The 19,390-nt window shown below is 49.0% G+C and carries 21 protein-coding genes; 20 read left to right on the top strand and 1 reads right to left on the bottom strand.

Annotation, left to right across the window (positions count from 1 at the left end):
* The first annotated feature begins 132 nt into the window (after positions 1–132).
* Entirely contained in the window at positions 133–2,205 is a 2,073-nt protein-coding gene (locus MKY66_RS24110; protein WP_076211197.1) for a beta-galactosidase, read from the top strand.
* A gap of 130 nt (positions 2,206–2,335) precedes the next feature.
* Here the strand turns inward: MKY66_RS24110 and MKY66_RS24105 are convergent, their stop codons facing one another.
* Positions 2,336–3,379, bottom strand: coding sequence for a helix-turn-helix transcriptional regulator (locus tag MKY66_RS24105; RefSeq protein ID WP_076211199.1), 1,044 nt, complete (start codon positions 3,377–3,379; stop codon positions 2,336–2,338).
* Positions 3,380–3,616: 237 nt separating this feature from the next.
* Between MKY66_RS24105 and modA the strand changes: the two genes are divergently transcribed.
* The 19 genes from modA (at position 3,617) to MKY66_RS24010 (ending at position 19,372) form a co-directional block, all read left to right on the top strand.
* The gene (gene modA, locus MKY66_RS24100) at positions 3,617–4,489 is read left to right on the top strand and encodes a molybdate ABC transporter substrate-binding protein (RefSeq protein ID WP_076211201.1); all 873 of its coding nucleotides are present in this window, start codon (positions 3,617–3,619) and stop codon (positions 4,487–4,489) included.
* A complete protein-coding gene (gene modB, locus MKY66_RS24095) occupies positions 4,486–5,172 on the top strand; it encodes a molybdate ABC transporter permease subunit (RefSeq protein ID WP_083657062.1) in 687 nt (228 codons plus the stop codon). The genes modA and modB overlap by 4 nt, the downstream gene beginning before the upstream one ends.
* A 272-nt stretch (positions 5,173–5,444) precedes the next feature.
* Positions 5,445–5,777, top strand: coding sequence for a hypothetical protein (locus MKY66_RS24090; protein WP_017692504.1), 333 nt, complete (start codon positions 5,445–5,447; stop codon positions 5,775–5,777).
* A gap of 297 nt (positions 5,778–6,074) precedes the next feature.
* Positions 6,075–6,914: a transporter substrate-binding domain-containing protein gene (locus MKY66_RS24085; protein ID WP_083657064.1), complete on the top strand. Its 840-nt coding sequence runs from the start codon at positions 6,075–6,077 to the stop codon at positions 6,912–6,914.
* 23 nt (positions 6,915–6,937) lie between these two features.
* Positions 6,938–7,675, top strand: a complete 738-nt coding sequence (locus MKY66_RS24080; protein WP_076211202.1) for an amino acid ABC transporter permease — start codon at positions 6,938–6,940, stop codon at positions 7,673–7,675.
* A gap of 32 nt (positions 7,676–7,707) precedes the next feature.
* Positions 7,708–8,418: an amino acid ABC transporter permease gene (locus MKY66_RS24075; protein WP_036673453.1), complete on the top strand. Its 711-nt coding sequence runs from the start codon at positions 7,708–7,710 to the stop codon at positions 8,416–8,418.
* Positions 8,415–9,167, top strand: a complete 753-nt coding sequence (locus MKY66_RS24070) for an amino acid ABC transporter ATP-binding protein (protein ID WP_017692508.1) — start codon at positions 8,415–8,417, stop codon at positions 9,165–9,167. Before MKY66_RS24075 ends, MKY66_RS24070 begins: the two co-directional genes overlap by 4 nt.
* Before the next feature lie 121 nt (positions 9,168–9,288).
* Positions 9,289–9,576: a hypothetical protein gene (locus MKY66_RS24065; RefSeq protein ID WP_017692509.1), complete on the top strand. Its 288-nt coding sequence runs from the start codon at positions 9,289–9,291 to the stop codon at positions 9,574–9,576.
* A gap of 23 nt (positions 9,577–9,599) precedes the next feature.
* Positions 9,600–9,941 (top strand): hypothetical protein, encoded by a 342-nt coding sequence (locus MKY66_RS24060; protein ID WP_017692510.1) that lies wholly within the window; start codon positions 9,600–9,602, stop codon positions 9,939–9,941.
* The gene (locus tag MKY66_RS24055; RefSeq protein WP_076211204.1) at positions 9,938–10,237 is read left to right on the top strand and encodes a hypothetical protein; all 300 of its coding nucleotides are present in this window, start codon (positions 9,938–9,940) and stop codon (positions 10,235–10,237) included. The genes MKY66_RS24060 and MKY66_RS24055 overlap by 4 nt, the downstream gene beginning before the upstream one ends.
* A gap of 1 nt (position 10,238) precedes the next feature.
* Complete coding sequence (locus tag MKY66_RS24050) at positions 10,239–10,580, top strand: hypothetical protein (protein WP_051446920.1); 342 nt, start codon at positions 10,239–10,241, stop codon at positions 10,578–10,580.
* Positions 10,581–10,834: 254 nt separating this feature from the next.
* Complete coding sequence (locus MKY66_RS24045; RefSeq protein ID WP_076211206.1) at positions 10,835–11,929, top strand: glycosyltransferase; 1,095 nt, start codon at positions 10,835–10,837, stop codon at positions 11,927–11,929.
* 60 nt (positions 11,930–11,989) lie between these two features.
* Entirely contained in the window at positions 11,990–13,129 is a 1,140-nt protein-coding gene (locus MKY66_RS24040; protein WP_076211208.1) for a glycosyltransferase, read from the top strand.
* 66 nt (positions 13,130–13,195) lie between these two features.
* Complete coding sequence (locus MKY66_RS24035; protein ID WP_143760321.1) at positions 13,196–14,827, top strand: glycosyltransferase family 4 protein; 1,632 nt, start codon at positions 13,196–13,198, stop codon at positions 14,825–14,827.
* 14 nt (positions 14,828–14,841) lie between these two features.
* On the top strand, positions 14,842–15,933 hold the full coding sequence (wecB, locus tag MKY66_RS24030; RefSeq protein WP_076211326.1) for a UDP-N-acetylglucosamine 2-epimerase (non-hydrolyzing): 1,092 nt from the start codon (positions 14,842–14,844) through the stop codon (positions 15,931–15,933).
* Positions 15,926–16,912 (top strand): polysaccharide biosynthesis protein, encoded by a 987-nt coding sequence (locus MKY66_RS24025; RefSeq protein ID WP_017692517.1) that lies wholly within the window; start codon positions 15,926–15,928, stop codon positions 16,910–16,912. Before wecB ends, MKY66_RS24025 begins: the two co-directional genes overlap by 8 nt.
* Positions 16,909–17,736: an SDR family oxidoreductase gene (locus MKY66_RS24020; protein ID WP_076211210.1), complete on the top strand. Its 828-nt coding sequence runs from the start codon at positions 16,909–16,911 to the stop codon at positions 17,734–17,736. Before MKY66_RS24025 ends, MKY66_RS24020 begins: the two co-directional genes overlap by 4 nt.
* Positions 17,718–18,659: an NAD-dependent epimerase/dehydratase family protein gene (locus tag MKY66_RS24015; RefSeq protein ID WP_076211212.1), complete on the top strand. Its 942-nt coding sequence runs from the start codon at positions 17,718–17,720 to the stop codon at positions 18,657–18,659. Before MKY66_RS24020 ends, MKY66_RS24015 begins: the two co-directional genes overlap by 19 nt.
* Positions 18,656–19,372, top strand: coding sequence for a glycosyltransferase (locus MKY66_RS24010; protein ID WP_076211214.1), 717 nt, complete (start codon positions 18,656–18,658; stop codon positions 19,370–19,372). Before MKY66_RS24015 ends, MKY66_RS24010 begins: the two co-directional genes overlap by 4 nt.
* Positions 19,373–19,390: the final 18 nt, after the last annotated feature.

Genomic DNA, 19,390 nt, shown 5'->3' with positions numbered 1-19,390 from the left:
ATTCATCCCACTGTTATTTGAATATTCAGCAATGACAATATTTTATTATAAGTCGCATAATCTTGTCATTTATTATATGTGAAGGTTCCAATAGAATGGAGGCAATATGGCAGGTTAAGGGGGCAATTAAAGGTGGCAAAATCAATCCAAATGGATGAATTAAAAATGGGGGTCTGTTATTACCCTGAGCACTGGTCGGAAGCGTTGTGGGAGGACGATTTCCGTAGAATGAAAGAGATGAATATCACAGTTATTCGGATGGCTGAATTTGCATGGTCCATCTTTGAACCGGAAGAAGGTCAGTTCGATTTTAGTTTTTTCCAGAAGGCATTGGATCTGGCGCATCAATACGGTTTAAGTGTTATTTTAGGAACACCTACTGCAACTCCACCAGCATGGTTAACATCCAAATATCCTGAAGTATTAAACGCAAATAAGGACGGGGTGTTGTATCAACACGGTATGCGGCGTCATACCAATTACAGCAGCCCAATCTACAGACAGAAATGTGAGAAAATCGTGCGCAATATGGTGATTGCCTATAAAGATCATCCGGCTCTTATTGGCTGGCAGATCGATAACGAATTCAATTGTCATATGGATGTTTTCTATGCTGAGGCTGACCATGTCGCCTTCCGTGAATGGTTAAAGGATCGTTATGAATCGTTGGAGAACCTGAACCAAGCATGGGGAACCGTTTTCTGGAGTCAGACCTATACTGACTGGGAGCAAGTTCACCTTACCCGAAATATGGTCAGCCAATCGCCAAATCCTCATTTGGCACTAGATGAAAAGAGATTCATCTCCGCCAATGCCATTTCATTTGCCAAGCTTCAGGTGGACATCATTCGCGAACTGGACCCGGAACATTGGATCACAACAAACGGTACGTTTGGACACTTGGATAATCATGAAATGACAGAGGATTTATTGGATTTCTTCTCCTATGATTCGTATCCGCAGTTTGCCACGATCTTCCCAGGGACAGACGATAACTCATTACAAGATCGGGCCTGGAGCATGAAACTGTCCAACGTACGCAATATGTCACCGAACTTCTGCGTCATGGAACAACAGTCTGGGCCGGGAGGCTGGGTCGACAGTATAGGCATGGGAACTCCGAGACCGGGGCAGATCCGATTATGGTCATATCAATCTGTTCTTCACGGAACAGATCTGCTCGTCTACTTCCGCTGGCGGACGGCAACATTTGGCACCGAGATGTACTGGCATGGCATCAATGATTACCATAATCAACCCAACAGAAGAGTACGCGAGGTTGCACAAGTAGGGGAAGAGTTTGCCAAGATCGGGCGTGTTATTGCGGGCACTACATATCAAGCCGATGTTGCGATCCTACAGGATTACGATAACATCTGGGACGGAGAGTTGGACGAGTGGCACGGCCCGCTTCAGCAACAGAGTGTACGCTCCTGGTATAAACAGCTCCAGTATCGTCATATTCCGACGGACATGGTTACACTGCAACCAACGACAACACTGGAGGAGTTATCCGAATATAAGGTGATCATCTATGCTCATCCGGCCATCATGACAGACGAGACAGCAGAACTTCTGCAAGCCTATGTCAGTCAAGGGGGAACCCTGTTTTTCGGTGCGCGCACCGGATATAAGGATCTCAAGGGGCATTGTTATATGAGACCGTTCCCTGGGGCTGTCGCTGAGTTATGTGGTGTAACCGTAGAGGACTTTACCTTAATCAAAGGAACCATTCCCGCAGCCAAACTGCAATGGAGTGGGGGGAGTGAGCGACTTCGGGAGGGTACGTCAACGGCCGGATTTAATGAAGTTCTTCATGTGGAGCATGCTGACGTACAGGTTGTGGCTGAGTATACATCCGAATATTATGCAGGTAGTCCTGCATTGACCAAACGTGTGGTAGGTCAGGGGCAAGTATGGTATTATGGGGCGGCTTACAATGAACCGGTCGTAGATGCTCTCCTGGATGAAATAGGGCTATCTTCACCTGTAGGTGACCTGGTAGAGGTACCTTCCGAAGTTGAGCTTGGTATCCGTTCCGGTAAGGATAAAGCTTATGTATTTTTACTGAACTACTCGGATCAACAAGTGGCTATCAAGCTTAAGAAGCAAGCAAAAGAGTTACTGTCAGGTACAACACTTCAGAATGAGATCAACATGCCCGCGTATGGTGTGTTCATTTTTGAGATCGATTTGCCACATTAAGAAATTCATTCATATATATAGAAAGAAACACCAAAAACGCCTTGCAGCCATTGCAAGGCGTTTTATATATGCAGGATGTAATGTTGAATACACGATGAGTATGGGCTGTTATTGTCTACATTTGGTATAACTATGCTTCGTACAAAATCTCACCTGTCCGGGATACATCATATCCCTCGAATGATTGCAGTTCCTGTCTGAACTCCGGCGATTGGAGAATTCGCAGTACAGATTCTGTCCAGGCTTCATTACCTTGCTTCCTCAGCATGACCAGATCATAACGTTCCTGAATGAGCGGGATAAAATCAACCTGTCCCACAAGTCGCGCAGCCTTCTCAATGCCAACTCCGACATCAGCTTCACCTGAACTGACTTTGGCCGCCACGCCCATGTGACTGGTTTCTTCGACTTGATATCCGATCAGACCTGCGGCAGGAATTCCATGCAGTCGAAGTTGCTCATCCAGCAATACACGCGCGCCAGAACCTATCTCCCGATTAGCGAGTCGAAGCTCAGGCTTGCTCAGATCGGTCCAATTCTGTAAGTTCTGCGGATTACCACGCTGTACGTACAGTCCGGCAGGACGTGATAGCAAGTTCACCACAACATAAGATCGTCCTGTCAGAATTTTGCGAATATACGGCAGATTATACTCACCGGTATCTCCGTCGAGCAGATGGGTGCTGACCAGATCGGACTCACCGCGATACATCGAGATAAGCCCATCCAGACTACCCATGAACGAACGTAGCGGACGAATGTCCCGAGTTTGTTTTTCCATATGGCGCATTAAAATGTCCAGACTGACATCCTGACCTGTTATGACCAGATGCCGTGGTACAGCAGTCATTGCATGGGCAGAACTCGCTGGAGTAATCGCATGCGCAGACCCAACGGGTGTAGTTGATTGTAAGGAAGTTCTCTGAAAATCACCCTGACCTGGGTGAGTTCCTGATGCCGAGGTCTGATGAGGAGTCGGGATACGCTGACCTGAGGACTGAAGTTGCTTGGAGCGACGTTTATATGCCTCCAGATCGGTAGCATCAATCCGCATTTGTTTACCTACACGGTATGCGACGAGGTCTCCTTTTTTGATCAGGTCATAAACTGTCAGTTTCGATATTTTGAGTAGCTTGGATATTTCTTCGGTTGTGTAGGATTGCTCCTCCGTCATAAGTGAAGATCCTCCTTCAAAGGTATAGAGCAATGATGGTTTTGTTATGAATGTTTCTTGTACTATATCATTAATTGAGGGATGCCATAAACCTGAGAACACGCAATACACGCATAGGACAGATAACAAAAGCCAAATGTGATCTTAATCACCTTCCCATTTTTTTTGTCTTGTGTATAATTAGATATAATCAATTATAACTAGTTATATCTAAAGATAACGTTGGGGGAGAAATGAATGAGAAAGAGAATTGGATATGTGTTGGGAAGTATGTCACTGGGACTGGCTCTTGTATTGGCTGGTTGCGGCGCAAACACGGGCACTACGGATACATCCACGGGTGCAGAACAAACGACCTCAACACCAGCGGCATCAGGTGAAAGTTCATCAGCAGAAAATACCGATCCGCAGGAAACGGTAGATCTGACAATCTCTGCGGCGGCAAGTCTGACCGATGCGATGAAAGAGATTGAAAACAATTATGAGCTAGCTAATCCTTATATAGAACTTAATTTTAACTTTGGCGCCTCGGGTGCCTTGCAACAGCAGATTGAACAGGGTGCCCCGGCTGATGTCTTTGTATCGGCGGCAACAAAAAATATGAATGCGCTAGTGGATGAAAACCTGATTGCATCGGGCGATCAGAAGAACTTGCTACAGAATTCACTGGTGGCGATTGTGCCAGCAGATGGGACCCACACAGTAACCAGTGAAACGGATCTCACCAGCGACTCCATCAGGACGGTAGCGATTGGGATTCCGGAAAGTGTGCCTGCGGGAACCTATGCCAAGGAAGCTCTGACCAATGCCAAGCTGTGGGATGAACTGGAAAGCAAACTTGTGCAGGGGAAAGACGTTAGACAGGTTCTTCAATATGTAGAGACAGGTAATGCAGATGCAGGATTTGTATATAAAACGGATGCTCTTACTTCGGATCAGGTGAAAATTGCGTTTGAGGTGGAGAAGAATAGCTACACACCAGCCAATTATCCGGTAGGTATTATTGAAGGAACGAAACACCGTACGGAAGCCGAACAATTCTATGCGTATTTACAAACCCCTGAAGTGCTCGATATCTTCAAGAAATACGGATTCACAATTCCGGAATGAATGTGAACGCCATAGACTGGTCCGTATTCTGGTCACCGGTGCGCTTATCACTTCAGGTTGCGCTGTTATCCAGCGTGGTGGCCACGGTGCTTGGAATTGCGATAGCCTGGAAGATGTCACGTTCTTCATTTCGGGGAAAGATTCTGCTGGAAACGGCATTTATGCTGCCGCTAGTCCTTCCTCCGACGGTGGTTGGATTTCTGTTACTTGTCATACTGGGGCGTAAAAGTCTGTTTGGACAATGGATCGAAGCCATATTCTCCGCACCGGTTATTTTCACCTGGTGGGCTGCGGTGATTGCTTCGGTGGTGGTTGCTTTTCCACTCGTGTATCAGACGATGAAATCGGGATTCAGTGGTGTGGATCGTGATCTGGAGGATGCGGGTCGTTCGATTGGGGCGAATGAGTGGCAGGTCTTTCGTTACATCTCCCTGCCGCTCGCAGGCAGAGCATTGATGACTGCTTTCATCCTGGGCTTTGCCCGTGCACTTGGGGAATTCGGAGCCACACTGATGATTGCAGGCAATATTCCGGGCAAAACACAAACGGTACCTACGGCAATCTATGTCGCTGTGGATTCGGGCAATCAGACCATGGCCTGGGCATGGACTGTTTCCATTATTATCATCTCGTTTCTCATGTTACTGATGACCAGACAGCAGCGAGATGGGAAAAGCGGCTGATTTTATATGTGCTAATATTATATATAAAATGATGAAAAACCCGTTTTGAGGAAAGAACTTGTTTCCTTAACGCGGGTTTTTATTACCAATTTCATATGTACCAATATCAATATCCTGCCAGATTGGTCTTAATGGAAATGTAAAGCTGTTTTAACATAAAAAAATAAAAATTTTCCCGAAATTTAATCGTTCAGTACTCGCTTTCAGTGGGCTTGTTCCTGTAAGATAGAAGTAATGATTCCAGCCAAGTACTGAAATAAGGAGAGACGACGATGAACACTAAATCTGATTGCGGCGTTTCGTTGCAAATTGATGACTATCTGGATCTTTTGCATTTTGCCATCCAAATTCAGGATCAGGAATGGCAACAATCCCTTATCCGCCAACTCAAAATATTTCAGACGGCGACGGAGCAGCAGCGCACACCTGAAGAGGAGTTATGGACACGGTTTGATTACATCAACAGCAAACTGACAGGTCTGTGCCACCAGATTCATGCCGCTCATTCCATGGACGAACGCAAGAAGTTCGAGGAACGGATCGGTCTCTTACAATTACAGCGAGTGGAAGTTGCACGTAAAATTAAATGGGCGAGTCGCAGATAGATGAGTAGTGTATACACCAGGTGATGCACCGCCAAAATGGTATAATCAGTGAGAGTCATACAAGAAGAAGCCATCCACCAATTGATATGGAGGATGGCTTCTTCTTGTCCTATAGAGAAGTTCTATAACCTTATCAGGATGTCCTATTAGTTTAGTTATTGCCAAATATAACTTGTAATGATATTCTTTGTTCAACCTAATTCCGAGTATACAAGTATGAATGGTTTGTTAAGGGATTTGAGGATGGGGAGTACACATCATATTCGCTGTGATAACAGCCTGTGGAGGAGATTGGGAATGGTTAAAAAACGGGGGATTCAAAAATTCCGGACAGCACTGCTGTTCATTACAATGCTGGCGGTACTGGCTGGATGCAGCACAGGAACTGCAAGTAATGATTCAGAATCTGCTTTGGCAGCAGGCGACACCAAAGTGAAAAAGATCATTGTAGGAACAGGTACACAGTTTCCGAATGTCTGCTTCATTGATGAGAATGGCAAGTTAACAGGTTATGATGTGGAACTGATCCGGGAGATCGACAAACGTTTGCCTGAATATGAATTCGAATTCAGCACGATGGATTTCAAAAACCTGCTGCTGAGTCTGGAAACGAAAAAAATTGACCTGATCGCTCACCAGATGGAAGTGAATGATGAGAGACAGGCCAAGTTCCTGTTTAATGATGAAGCCTATAATATTTTTCCAAATAAAATTGTCGTAAGTCAGAAAAATGAGGAAGTAAAATCGATTGAGGATCTCAAAGGGAAAAAACTGATTGTTGGTGCTACAAGTAATGCGGCTGTACTTGCTGAGAAATGGAATGCAGCGAACGGCAACGGGATTGATATCGTTTATTCCGGAGCGGGTGAGGATACCAATACCCAGATCAAAACAGGCCGGGTGGATGCCACCATCAGCACTCAGTTTGCCATTGATTATCAGAATAAGGCGGTTGATGCTCAGCTGAAAACGGTAGGCGATGCCCTCTCCAACTCCAAAGTGTACTTCATTCTGAACAAAGATGAGCAGGAACTCAAAACCAAAGTGGACGAAGCGCTCAAAGCGATCAAAGAAGACGGAACGTTAGGCAAACTGAGCACAGAGTGGCTTGGAGCTGACTATACGGTTGAAGAGTAGTCTGAGAAAGGTGTGCAGCGGTAATGGGAAAATCATTTGATCTGTCATTGGTTCTGGATTTCATCCCGGAACTGCTACGATATTTGCATATAACACTGATTGTACTGGGGGGTTCCATCGTGCTCGGACTGGTGGGCGGCGTGCTTCTGGCCGTTCCCCGGCTGTATCGAATCCCGGTACTAAGCCAGTTGGCTACCCTGTACGTCTCATTCATGCGGGGCACACCGATCCTGATCAAATTATTCCTGGTGTATTACGGACTTCCCGAGTTGCTCAAACCCATTGGCATCGACCTGTCGAGAACCGACCCGTTGTTATTTGTCATTGTGACCTATGCGCTTAGTGATGCGGCATCCTTTGCCGAGATCTTTCGCGGAGCGGTGCGCAGTGTGGATAAAGGCCAGACGGAAGCAGCCTATGCTGCGGGTATGACCACATTCCAGTCTTTTCGGCGGATTGTTGTTCCGCAGGCTCTGATTGTTGCTTTTCCGAACATGGCCAATACGTTAATTGGCTCATTGAAGGATACATCTCTGGCCTTCTCCATTGGTGTCATGGATATGGTGGGCAGAGGGCAGACGTTAATTTCGGCTACATCGCACGCACTTGAGGTGTATATCAGTCTGTCTGTGGTCTATTATGTCATTGTGATTGTGCTTGAAAAAGGATTTGCCTTTGCAGAACGCAGACTCCAGCGTCATGAACGCAAGAGAGTTGTACACAAACCGGCCATTCGAGCCAAACGTCTGAAAGAGGTTTGAACTCGCACTGAAACGAATAGCGGGGTGAGCATATGTCGATTGATCTCCAGTTTATCTATACATCTTTTTTTCAAATCCTGAAGGCATTGCCACTGACACTTGTCATTACGATTGTTCCGTTGATTGCAGGCTTCGGAATCGGTCTGGCTACGGCTCTGATCCGTATCTATCGCGTGCGGTGGATTCACCGCATTGCTGACTTCTACGTTTCATTCCTGCGTGGAACACCGATGCTGATGCATCTATTCCTCATCTATTACGGCATTCCGATGATTATCGATAAGCTGGCGGAACGTTACGGTTGGGCTTTCCAATCCTCGTCGATTCCTATTCTCGTATTTGTACTGATTGCTTTCTCGCTCACTGCGGGCGCCTATATGTCCGAGATTATCCGTTCAGGCATTCTTGCTGTGGATATCGGCCAGATGGAGGCGGCTCACGCTGTAGGCATGAGCACATTCCAGGCTTTAAGGCGCATCATCATCCCTCAAGCGATCGGGGCTGTATTGCCAAACCTGTGCAGTATGTTTGTTGGGTTCCTGCATGGATCAACACTTGCTTTTACCGTGTCTCAGATGGACATCCTCGGTAAAGCGGATGTGGTGGCATCCGTCAGTCTGAAGTTTCTGGAGGCCTTTATCGCCGCAGCGTTTATCTATTGGGGGCTGACTATCATTGCCGAGCGGATCACTGCTCTGCTTGAGCGTCGGGTTGCCGTGTACAGCAAAGGAGGCGTGTCATGATTACACTAACCAACATACACAAAACTTTTGGCAAGCAGGAAGTATTGAAGGGAATTGATCTGACCGTGGAACAGGGTGATGTCGTAGCGATCCTTGGACCGAGCGGATCAGGTAAAACAACGCTGCTGCGCTGCGTCAATTTTCTGGAACGTGCCGATGAGGGCGAGGTTCAGATCAGTGGATTAACCGTCGATTGCAAGCATGCACGCAAACATGACATTGTGCAGTTGAGACGAAAAACAGCGATGGTGTTCCAGCATTATAATCTGTTCAAACACAAGACAGTGCTGGATAACGTCACCGAGGGATTAATTATTGCCCAGAAAATGTCCAAAGCCGATGCCCGCACTCGTGCCTTGCGCGTGCTTGAACAAGTTGGATTGTCTGCCAAAATCAATGAGTATCCAAGTATGTTGTCAGGTGGACAACAGCAACGGGTGGGCATTGCCAGAGCACTGGCACTGAATCCCGAAGTGATTTTGTTTGATGAACCGACCTCGGCGTTGGACCCCGAGCTTGTGGGTGAGGTGTTGTCTGTCATCCGCTCCATTGCTCAAGAGGGGATTACCATGATTGTAGTTACCCATGAAATGGGGTTTGCCCGTGAGGTGGCAAATCGGGTTGTATTCATGGATGGAGGTTCCGTTGTGGAGGAAGGAACCCCGGAGGAGGTGTTTGTACGTCCCAAGCAGGAACGTACTCGCCAATTCCTCAGTCGATATTCTTCCGACTGGAGTTATGTCATCTGACGATATAGGCGCAAGCTGTAGTAACTGACGATCCCGGCCCGGCATATGCTGTAACAGGCAAATGCTGATAGGCCGGGTTTTTCTATGGGTGAAGCAGGCCGTGACGGTAAGGAGGAGGACCATGCAGAGCAAAATCGATGAAATCATCACACATATTGCACACTCTCACCAGCAGATCGCACGTGTGCTGGATGCCAAACGCCAAGTCGCTGTACGCATGTCTGAAATCATCAATCATTTGCCAGATATCGAACCGGAGTTGGATGGCGTTGACGGTCTGCTGGATAGCTCTGGGCAAATCAACAAAAGCATTATCTCTTACTTGGGGGGCCTTGCAGATCTGGAAGAGGCTGTAGCCGAAACACTGACCCAAGTCATGCGGGAGATCGCGGTTCAAGAAGAAGAATAAGCCCGGAAGGCGGGTGAAGGAACATGAGTAGAGAACAGAGCCTCATTCTGATGCTGGACGCAGCAGCCAAAATGCAGTGGAATATTGCCCTGATCCTGGAGGCAAAAGCGATTGAGGCCGAGAAGGTACGGAACTGGACGCTGAATCATTTGAATGGAGATACCTTTCTGACGCATGGGGATCAGGTAGGCGAGCCGCTCAAAATGCATGATCAGCTGGTGGAATTGCTGGAAGGATTAACCCGGATGGAGACCGGACTGTGCAACAATCTCAAAGCGGTGATGGTGCAGAACGATAGCGAAGATGGCGGCGGTATGGACGGGGGCATGTTTGGCGGCATGGATCTGGGAGACATGGGAAAATGAGTCTGATGCGGCGTGAGCAGGAAGCCAAACTGGCGCTCATTGAATCCATTGCACACAGTCAGCAGGCGCTGGCACGCATTCTGGACAGTGTAGCCAGTGTAACTGCTCATTCGGAAGTATCCGCCCGCAGTCTGGCCGAGAACATTCGTTTGCTGAGTCGCTATCAGGAAGAAATGTCTCGTATGGTTACGGGAATCAGGCTGGCCCGAATCCAGCATGGGGAGCCTGGCTTGCCGTGGCTCAAAGACCCCGGGTGTGCAATTCGTATCGTTCGGGACATACAGGAGGAATGTTGACATGTTAAAAAAGAAGAAAATACGACTGAGAACCAAAAGAGCTTTGTTAATCCGTGGAGCCCGTCTGCGCAAAATTCGCAAACTGCGTGCGCTCAGAGCCAAACGTGTTCTTCACAAACGCCCACTTAAAGGACGTAGTGCGTGGCTCAAAAAAAAGAAACGTGCGGTACGGCGGCACCGGAGTCCAAAGCCCGTACAACCAGTCGTCCCGGCTACCCCTACCGATCCGAACCCGGACGGTGCGTACAGCCAGGGATACAACGAGGCGTACAACGAGGGATTCAACGCGGGTTTCGCCAAGGGATTCGAGGACGGACATCAGCTGGCGTACAAAGCACAGTAACCGAGTAGACACGATTATTCCTGCATGGAATGATACCTGTATAACAGTTAGCCCGGGGGGGTACAGATCCCTCCGGGTTATTTGCATCGCCGCAAAAGCGGACATGCCCGTACAGGCGGATGTGGAGGGCATGCGCCAATTTTGCGCCTTGCAGGACACCCGTCCATGATGCATCTGACCCCGAGGCATATCCTTTAGAGGGAAGACCAATCTCGGGGAGAGTCTGGAAGTGAGATCTCCTGAAGGAAGACAGGGTGAAGAATGTGGCAAAACGAAGGCACCGTCCGCTGACCGAAGCGGAAACGGCTTACCGCGGCGGATATGCAGAAGGCCGCAGATTTGGCGGCTGTCAAGCCATGATGGAGCGGGTGCAGATGTTTGAACCGACCCTGCGGGACATGAAGGTGTTATATATCCCGCAAGGATTCGATGCCATCGATGAAGGTGTCACCTTGGCTCTGCAGCAATCTGTACGTGAATGCGTTGTTGGATCGCCAGCAGCGATGTTGCAGGAAGCCAGTCAGCATCGGCCCGATGTTGTGCTCGTCATGAATGGTCTGCATGTATTTCCCGCAGATCATGTAGAGCAGGTGAATGGCATACGTGCACTCGGTATCCGAACTGCCGTGTGGTTTGTGGATGATCCGTATTTCACAGAAGATACAACGTCCCTTTGCCAGCACTATGATATCGTGTTCACGCATGAAGAGGCCGCGGTGCCCTTCTATCTGGGACATGGAGCGAACCAGGTTATCTATATGCCACTCGCGGTGAATCCAGGCATGTTTCAACCGCGGCGTGCGGCACCGCAGCATCAGCACGACATTTGTTTTATCGGTACCGGATTCTGGAACCGGATTGCCTTGTTTGATGAGCTGGCCCCTTTTCTAGCGGACAAAAAGGTATTCATTGCGGGTAGCCAGTGGAATCGGTTGGCACGCTTTGATGTACTAGGCCGTTTCATCCACGAAGGATGGATTGCTCCTGGAGAGACAGTAAATTATTACAATGGCGCCAAGATTGTCATTAACATTCACCGGACTTGCGAGAATGGGGAAGACAATCGCAATACACATCATCTTGAAGGTCACTCGATTAATCCACGCACGTATGAGATCAGCGCCTGCGGCACAATGCAGATTACGGATGCACGTGCAGATTTACCCCGTTATTATAAGCCGGGATATGACATCGAGACGTTCACCAACGCAGCGGAACTTCAGCGCAAGATCCACTATTATCTGAAGCATGAAGAAGAACGACAAGCGATGGCGTGGCGTGGACTTCTCACCACAATGAACCAGCACACATTCACTCGGCGCATCGGTCAGTTGCTGGAACATTTGTAATCCCCGTCTGAAGTGCAGCATCAACAAGAACCCTATCCCAAAAAATAAAGGAGTGGCGGTATGTCTCTCAAACACCGTAAAACCAAAAAGGTTCATTCACCCGTACTGAGCCTGGCTGATCAAGCGCGCAAAAATGGGCAACATGCCGGATATGACGCAGGTAAGGAAGAAGGATATCTGCGCGGTCGCGCCAACTATATTGTGAATTGTGCACAGGAACCGTTGCCTTTCCGACAGCTTCATGTGCTGTATGTATCCTCGGGTAAAGGCTTCCCTTATTCCCCGTTGGATGAGGCCATTATGGCCACGCTACAGGGTATGGTAGCTCAAGTAACCCTCTCTGATCCGCGTCAACCGATTTCTGAAATTGCGCTGCAGACGCGTCCTGATCTTGTGCTTGTGCTGGATGGAATGGATATTCCCATCGAGCATATCGATGCGATTCGCCAAGCGGGCATTCAGACGGCGATCTGGCTGACGGATGACCCGTACTATACAGATATGACGCTGGATATTGTGACACATTTTGACCATGTCTTCACGTTGGAACTGAACTGTATCGATCTATATCGACAAATCGGCTGCGCGTCAGTTCACTACCTCCCTTTTGCCGCATTCACTAATCATTACTTTCCGATTACAACCCCTTCCCCGTTAAAACGGGATGTTAGCTTTATCGGCTCGGCTTACTGGAACCGTGTATACTTCTTCAATCCGATCATGCCTCAGTTGATGTCACACAATACGGTATTTAACGGAATCTGGTGGGATCGCCTGCCTGACTATACTGCCTATGGCGAGAAGATTGAACTCGGTCGCTGGATGAGTCCGCCGGAGACCAATGATGTGTACAATGGCACCAAAATTGTCATCAACCTGCATCGATCCCACGAAGATGATTCCGTCAATAATAATCACCTCAAAATCGCGCCAGCTTCACCAAACCCGAGAACGTTTGAAATTGCCGCGTCCACGACACTGCAGCTGACCGACGCCCGGGATGACATTGCGCGCTTCTACAAACCAGGTGTGGAGATTGAGACGTATTCCTCGCCGCAGGAGTTACTCGACAAAGTGGAATATTATCTTACTCATGAAAAGGAACGCCGTGAGATTGCACTTCGTGGACTCGAACGTACACTGAAAGACCACACGTATGGCAAAAGAATTAATGATATGTTAACCATCATATTCCCTTAATTCTGGCCGGGAGGAGGTGTGCACAGTACCCTGTATCGGATACCCGTGTACAGGGTCCGTGCGGCCATGGCAACGAAACCAAAGCTGATGTTATTTTCACATGTGTGTAATACTCGCAGCATTACAGGCGCCGAGAAGCTGCTGCTTCATTTTATGAGAGAGATCGGTACGATCTTTGAATGTGTGCTCGTAGCCCCTCAGGAGGGGAAGCTTGCGGGGCTTGCGCGAAGATTCGGCATTCAGGTCAAAATATGCACTCTGCCGATGCTTCACGGTGTGTACACACCTTACTTGGGCATTGCAGATGATGCGGAGCAACTTCGCCATACACCAGCGTATCAGGAAGCGGTCTCCCTCATACGGGAGACTGCTCCCGATATGGTGTTAACGAACACCTGCGTTAATGTGCTGCCGGCTGTAGCGGCAAAATCCCTTCAGATTCCGGTCATCTGGAAGATTACCGAGATCATTCATACGAATGAACATACAACCGAGGCGATCCAGATGATTGGCCGTTACGCGGATTGGATTATCGGTATATCCGAGACAGCGGTAGCCCCATTCCAAGAAGCCGGCATAGGTGACAAAGTGACCATTATCTCCCCAACTTGGGAACCCGCGCTACCAGAACCGGACCGCTGGGTTCATCTGCGCGAACGCAAGCGTAAGGAGCTCGGTTTCAAATCATCACAGACCTGTATCGGTTATATTTCTTCATTTATATATGATGCTAAAGGGTTGAAACCTTTTGTGGATATGGCCTTGAGGATCTGTGAAACGCATTCGCGTTGTCGCTTCTGGATCATCGGGGCACCATCGGATAAAAAGTATTACGACGAGTGTGTATCACGGGTGAGAAAATCCGGGTATTCACGCCGGTTTACCTTCACCACATTTGAAGAGAACGTATCTCTGGCATATACCGCGATGGATATCCTGGTCATCCCAAGCATGGTCAAAGAAGGATTTGGCATGACCGCACTGGAGGGTCTCTATTTTGCCAAACCGGTCATCGCTTTTGCTCAGGGTGGACTGAAGGAGTTAATGGAATCCGTAGGCAGTGATGCATTTTTGGCCCCGCCGGGCGATACCGAAGCGCTTGTCACCTTGGCAACAACCTTGCTGAATGATGCAGAGCTGGCCTCAAATACAGGATGGCGTAATCGGACAGAAGCGGAAAGGCTCTACGGCGTTGAAACCTACCGAACGAAACTGCATACGATGGTGACACAGTGGTTATTGCGTTTTCCCGGATGGTTTGCTTATATCCAACCTCCGAATGGACCTGTGTATACCCATGGGGAGGGAGGACTACGCACTGTACTGGTTCTGGAGCCGACTACGGTTCGGGCACTATTATTCCCACTGACCGTCATACAGGCGTTGCCACATTCCTCATTACCTCCAATCGCATTGGGTCACGATGCTCCTGTTGCCTCAGGTACTGGCCCAGCTGCAAAGCCAAAGCCCATTCTACAGAGGGGCAAAGCACGGAAGCGTCGTCGCAAGCCACTTGCACCTCATTCTCGCCGAGACCGTGGGGGGCTGAAACGTACTTCCGGAACTGGCAGACGTAAGGGGAGAATCCGTACAACGAAGGGACCACGTCCACATATGGGGAAATCGGCTAGTCGCAGACGCAAATCTGCCAAGGCAGGACGTAGCCGAGCAGGGCGCAAGGGTTCCAATACAAGATGAAGGCAGGGATTACGATGAAGATCATGACGGTGCTGGGTACGAGACCTGAGATCATACGGCTCAGCCTGATCATCTCCAAGCTGGACCAGTACGCGTCCAAACATATTCTGGTGCATACGGGACAGAACTTCACGGAAAGTCTCAGCGGTCTCTTTTTCAAGGAAATGGGCCTGCGTGCACCGGATTACGTTCTTCAGGATGAAGCGGCCACTCTGGGACGACAGCTATCCTCGATGTTTACGCAGATGGAAGATCTGATATTGCAGGAGAAGCCCGATAAATTGCTGCTGCTTGGCGATACCAATAGCGCATTATGTGCAGTATTGGCTGAGCGCATGGGTGTTCCTGTTATTCATATGGAAGCAGGCAATCGTTGCTTCGACCTGGATGTGCCTGAGGAGAAAAATCGCAAGGTTATTGATGCCATCTCTACCGTTAATATGCCTTACACGGAACAGAGCAAGAAACATTTGGTCAGTGAAGGGGTACCAAGCAGGCGCATCGTGCTAACGGGCAATCCCATCTATGAAGTCATGCAGCACTACGACGCGCAAGTAAGTTCCAGCAAAATACTCAAAAAGCTCAAGCTGAAGTCCGGGCAATACTTCCTGGTTACTGCCCATCGAGCCGAGAATGTGGATCATGCCCCTCATTTGCTGGAGATTATGAAAGGACTGAACCAGGTCGCAGAGGAACACGGGTTGCGTGTAATCTGCAGTATTCATCCCCGTACAGCGATCCGGATTGCGGAGCATCTGCAATTGGAGATGAACCCGCTGGTGGAGTTTCACGAGCCGTTTGGATTCTTCGACTTTGTAATGCTTGAACGTCATGCACGCTGTGCACTTACGGATAGCGGTACTGTGCAGGAGGAGTGTTGTATTATGGGCGTGCCGACCGTAACGATGCGTCGAACTACCGAACGGCCGGAAACGGTCGATTGCGGCAGCAATGTAGTCTCCGGTCTGGATGCCGCGCGCATCGCTGATTGCGTGAACGTCATGACAAAGATGTCTAGCGACTGGGATTGCCCGCAAGGTTACAAAGCCACAGATGTATCCAGTAAAGTGGTTAAATTTCTGCTTGGAGGGAAAATGCATGTTTGAAAATAAGCGTATACTCGTGACTGGCGGTACGGGATCATGGGGTTATGAACTTGTGGCTCAACTACTGCCCCAGCAGCCCAAAGAAATTATTGTATATTCCCGGAACGAGTCCAGCCAAGTGGCTATGAGTCGTGAATTCGAAGACCCACGTCTTCATTTCCGGATTGGAGATATTCGTGACAAGGATGCCTTGACGGCGGCTTGCCAGCATGTGGACTATGTATTTCATCTGGCTGCGCTCAAGCATGTTCCGGTGTGTGAAGACCAACCGTACGAAGCACTCAAAACCAATGTGATTGGTACACAAAACGTAATTGAGGCTGCTATTGAGAACAAGGTGGAAAAAGTAATCTATATCTCGACTGACAAGGCTGCCAATCCGTCCAACTTCTATGGCATGACAAAAGCGATCGGCGAGAAATTAATTGTATATGCAAACTTGTTACACAGTGATACCAAGTTTGTTACGGTACGGGGTGGGAATGTACTGGGAACAAACGGTAGTGTGGTACATCTGTTCAAGAATCAGATCCGCCAGAAAGGGCAGGTCTCCATCACGGATATGAGTATGACTCGATTTTTTCTTACGCTGAAGGATGCAATTACCTTGCTGTTCAAAGCTTCGGTGGAAAGTGTCGGCGGAGAAATCTTTGTCATGACGATGCCTACCTGCAAAATCGTTGATCTCGCGGAAGTACTGATTGAGGATTCCGGTGTGGAGAATGTGAGCATTGTGGAACGTGGCATTCGTCCAGGGGAGAAAATCCATGAAATATTGATGAGTGAATTCGAGAGCATGACCACCGTTGTCTACGATGAGCAGTACCTGGTAATTCTTCCTACCCTGGGCATACCGGGTCTGCGTGAACATTATACCAATTGTCCCCCGGTCTCCTTTAACAGTTTCAGTTCTGAACACCAACTCATGACCAAAGAGGAGATTCGTGAAATTCTGAAACGCGGAGGATTCTTGTCATGAAACTGCTGATACTTGGTGGAAACGGAATGGCCGGCCATATTTTGGTCGACTATTTCCGCCGTCAAGGTGTACACAGCGTCTTCTACACATCTCGGGATGTAACAGACCCCAATGGTCTGCTCCTGGATGTGAACGACAGCTTCATGGTTGATCGATTGGTAGAAGCTGTGCACCCGGATGTGATTATTAATGCTGTAGGTGTGTTGAACAACTTTGCAGATGAGGACAAAATTACTGCATATCATATTAATGGTTTCCTGCCACATCGTCTGCGTCGGGTTGCAGATACGATTGGTGCACGCCTGATTCATATCAGCACAGACTGTGTGTTCAGCGGAGAACGGGGATCATACCGGGAAGATGATGTTACGGATGGGACTTCAGCTTACGCCATCACCAAAGCACTTGGCGAAGTTCAGGATGAAGGTCATCTGACGATCCGTACGTCCATCATTGGACCCGAGATCCGCCAGGGCGGCATTGGTCTGATGCAATGGTTTATGTCCAGCACAGGTGAAGTCGGAGGGTATACTCGCGTATTCTGGAACGGTGTGACCACACTTGAGCTGGCTAAATGGGTAGACCATTACATGGCCTCATCGGTTAGTGGTCTGATCCACTTAGCTCATCCGGCACCTGTCAGCAAGCATGACCTGCTTGTATTGTTCAAGCAGACCTGGGATAAGCAGGATGTGACGATTGTTCGTGATGATAGTGTAGTGCAGGACCGTACGCTGGTGTCCACTCGCGAGGATGTGAAGACAGACCTGCCGGATTATTCTACAATGCTGAAGGAGTTGGCATTATGGATGGAGCAGAGCTGAGAGGCAAGAAAGTTCTGATTACAGGCGCCTCCGGTTTTACCGGGCGACATGCCGTATCTTATTTTCGGGAAGCGGGTGCAGTGGTTGCGGCGGTAGTCCGGAGGCCGGATGTGTATTCATTTGGTAAAGGTACTCAGGTCCATGTCTGTGATCTGAATGATAAACAGCAAGTGCGTCATCTGATCGGCGAGGTGCAGCCCGACTATGTGCTGCATCTCGCTGGCAAAAATTCAGTGCCTGATTCGTGGTCTGATCCGCTACTGGTCCTGGAGACCAATGTGATGGCCGTGCTGTATCTGCTGGATGCGCTTCGCAGTTGTCCGACAGCACGAACCGTTATTGTAGGATCGCGGTTAAAATATACGCCGGAACCTGGCCGGATTCCCCAGCCTCCACATCCATACAGCCTCAGTAAAGCGCTGGAAGAGATGGTGTCCTTGTCGTGGATGTCGCTCTTCGGACAACAGATCATGCTGGCGGAGCCAGGCAATCTGATTGGTGCGGGTCCTTCCACAGGCATCTGTTCACTGCTTGCACGCCATGTTGTTGCCTGTGAGCAGGCGGGCAAAACCGAGGCATTCCGTCTGTCCGGACGGGACAATACCCGTGACTTTCTGGATGTGCGGGATGCCGTCAGAGCGTATGCGACCCTCCTGGTACACGGGTCCAGCGGTACAGTATACCCGGTGGTGTCTGGAGTCGAGCGCAGTCTTGGTGAAATTGCAGATCTGCTGTTGTCCATGACAGAAGCGGAAGTCCCTGTTCGCTGGGATGGGGCATCCTCTGGTCCGGATGGTTCGGGGAAACAGGAGGAATTATCACTGCTGCGCAAGCTTGGCTGGCAGCCGATGATTCCATTTGCCACATCACTTCAGGATATCCTGAGTGATGTTCGGGTCCAGCAAGGGAGGACGACAAGTTGAATCCAAGAGTATCCATTGTCATTCCATTCTACAACTGCCCTTATGTGCCTCAGGCAATTCAGAGTGCGCTGAACCAGACGTATCCCCATGTGGAGATCGTTGTTGTGAATGACGGTTCAACCCGGCATGCAGAGTTGCTTCAACCCTATCTTCCTTATATTAATGTGCTTGGCAAAAGCAATGGTGGCACGGCTTCAGCACTTAATCATGGCATCCGCCATGCCTCTGGTGAATATGTGGCCTGGCTCAGTTCGGATGATTATCTGTACCCGGATAAAATTCGTTATCAGCTGGAGTTTATGCAGCGTGAGAATGTGCTCGTCTCACATACCAACTTTCATTATATCAACGAGCATTCGGCAGTTACCAGAATGCATGGTGGGCCTGAACCGATGGCCGATCTCGATTGGCTGCGAGTGTTCGTTAATAGCAATCCGGTCAACGGTTGCACTGTCATGATCCGCAAGGATCTGTTCAGCGGAGTGGGATTGTTTGATGAGCTTCTGCCCTACACCCATGATCTGGATCTCTGGATGCGGATTTTGCTGAATGGTCATCGGTTCCCATACCTGAATGAACCACTTACTGCCTATCGGTGGCATGGGGGAATGGGATCGGTACGTCATGCGGATGTCATCGGCAGAGAGGCATCCATGGTATGGTCCAGATATCGCGAACCGCTGTTGCAGCGAATAGCGACGCTTGGCGGGTAGCGTAGGGAGGGCGGTTAA

It is taken from the genome of Paenibacillus sp. FSL R5-0766, from assembly GCF_037971845.1.
In the GTDB taxonomy this organism is placed as follows: domain Bacteria; phylum Bacillota; class Bacilli; order Paenibacillales; family Paenibacillaceae; genus Paenibacillus.
This window is presented reverse-complemented; position numbering and strand designations above follow the sequence as displayed.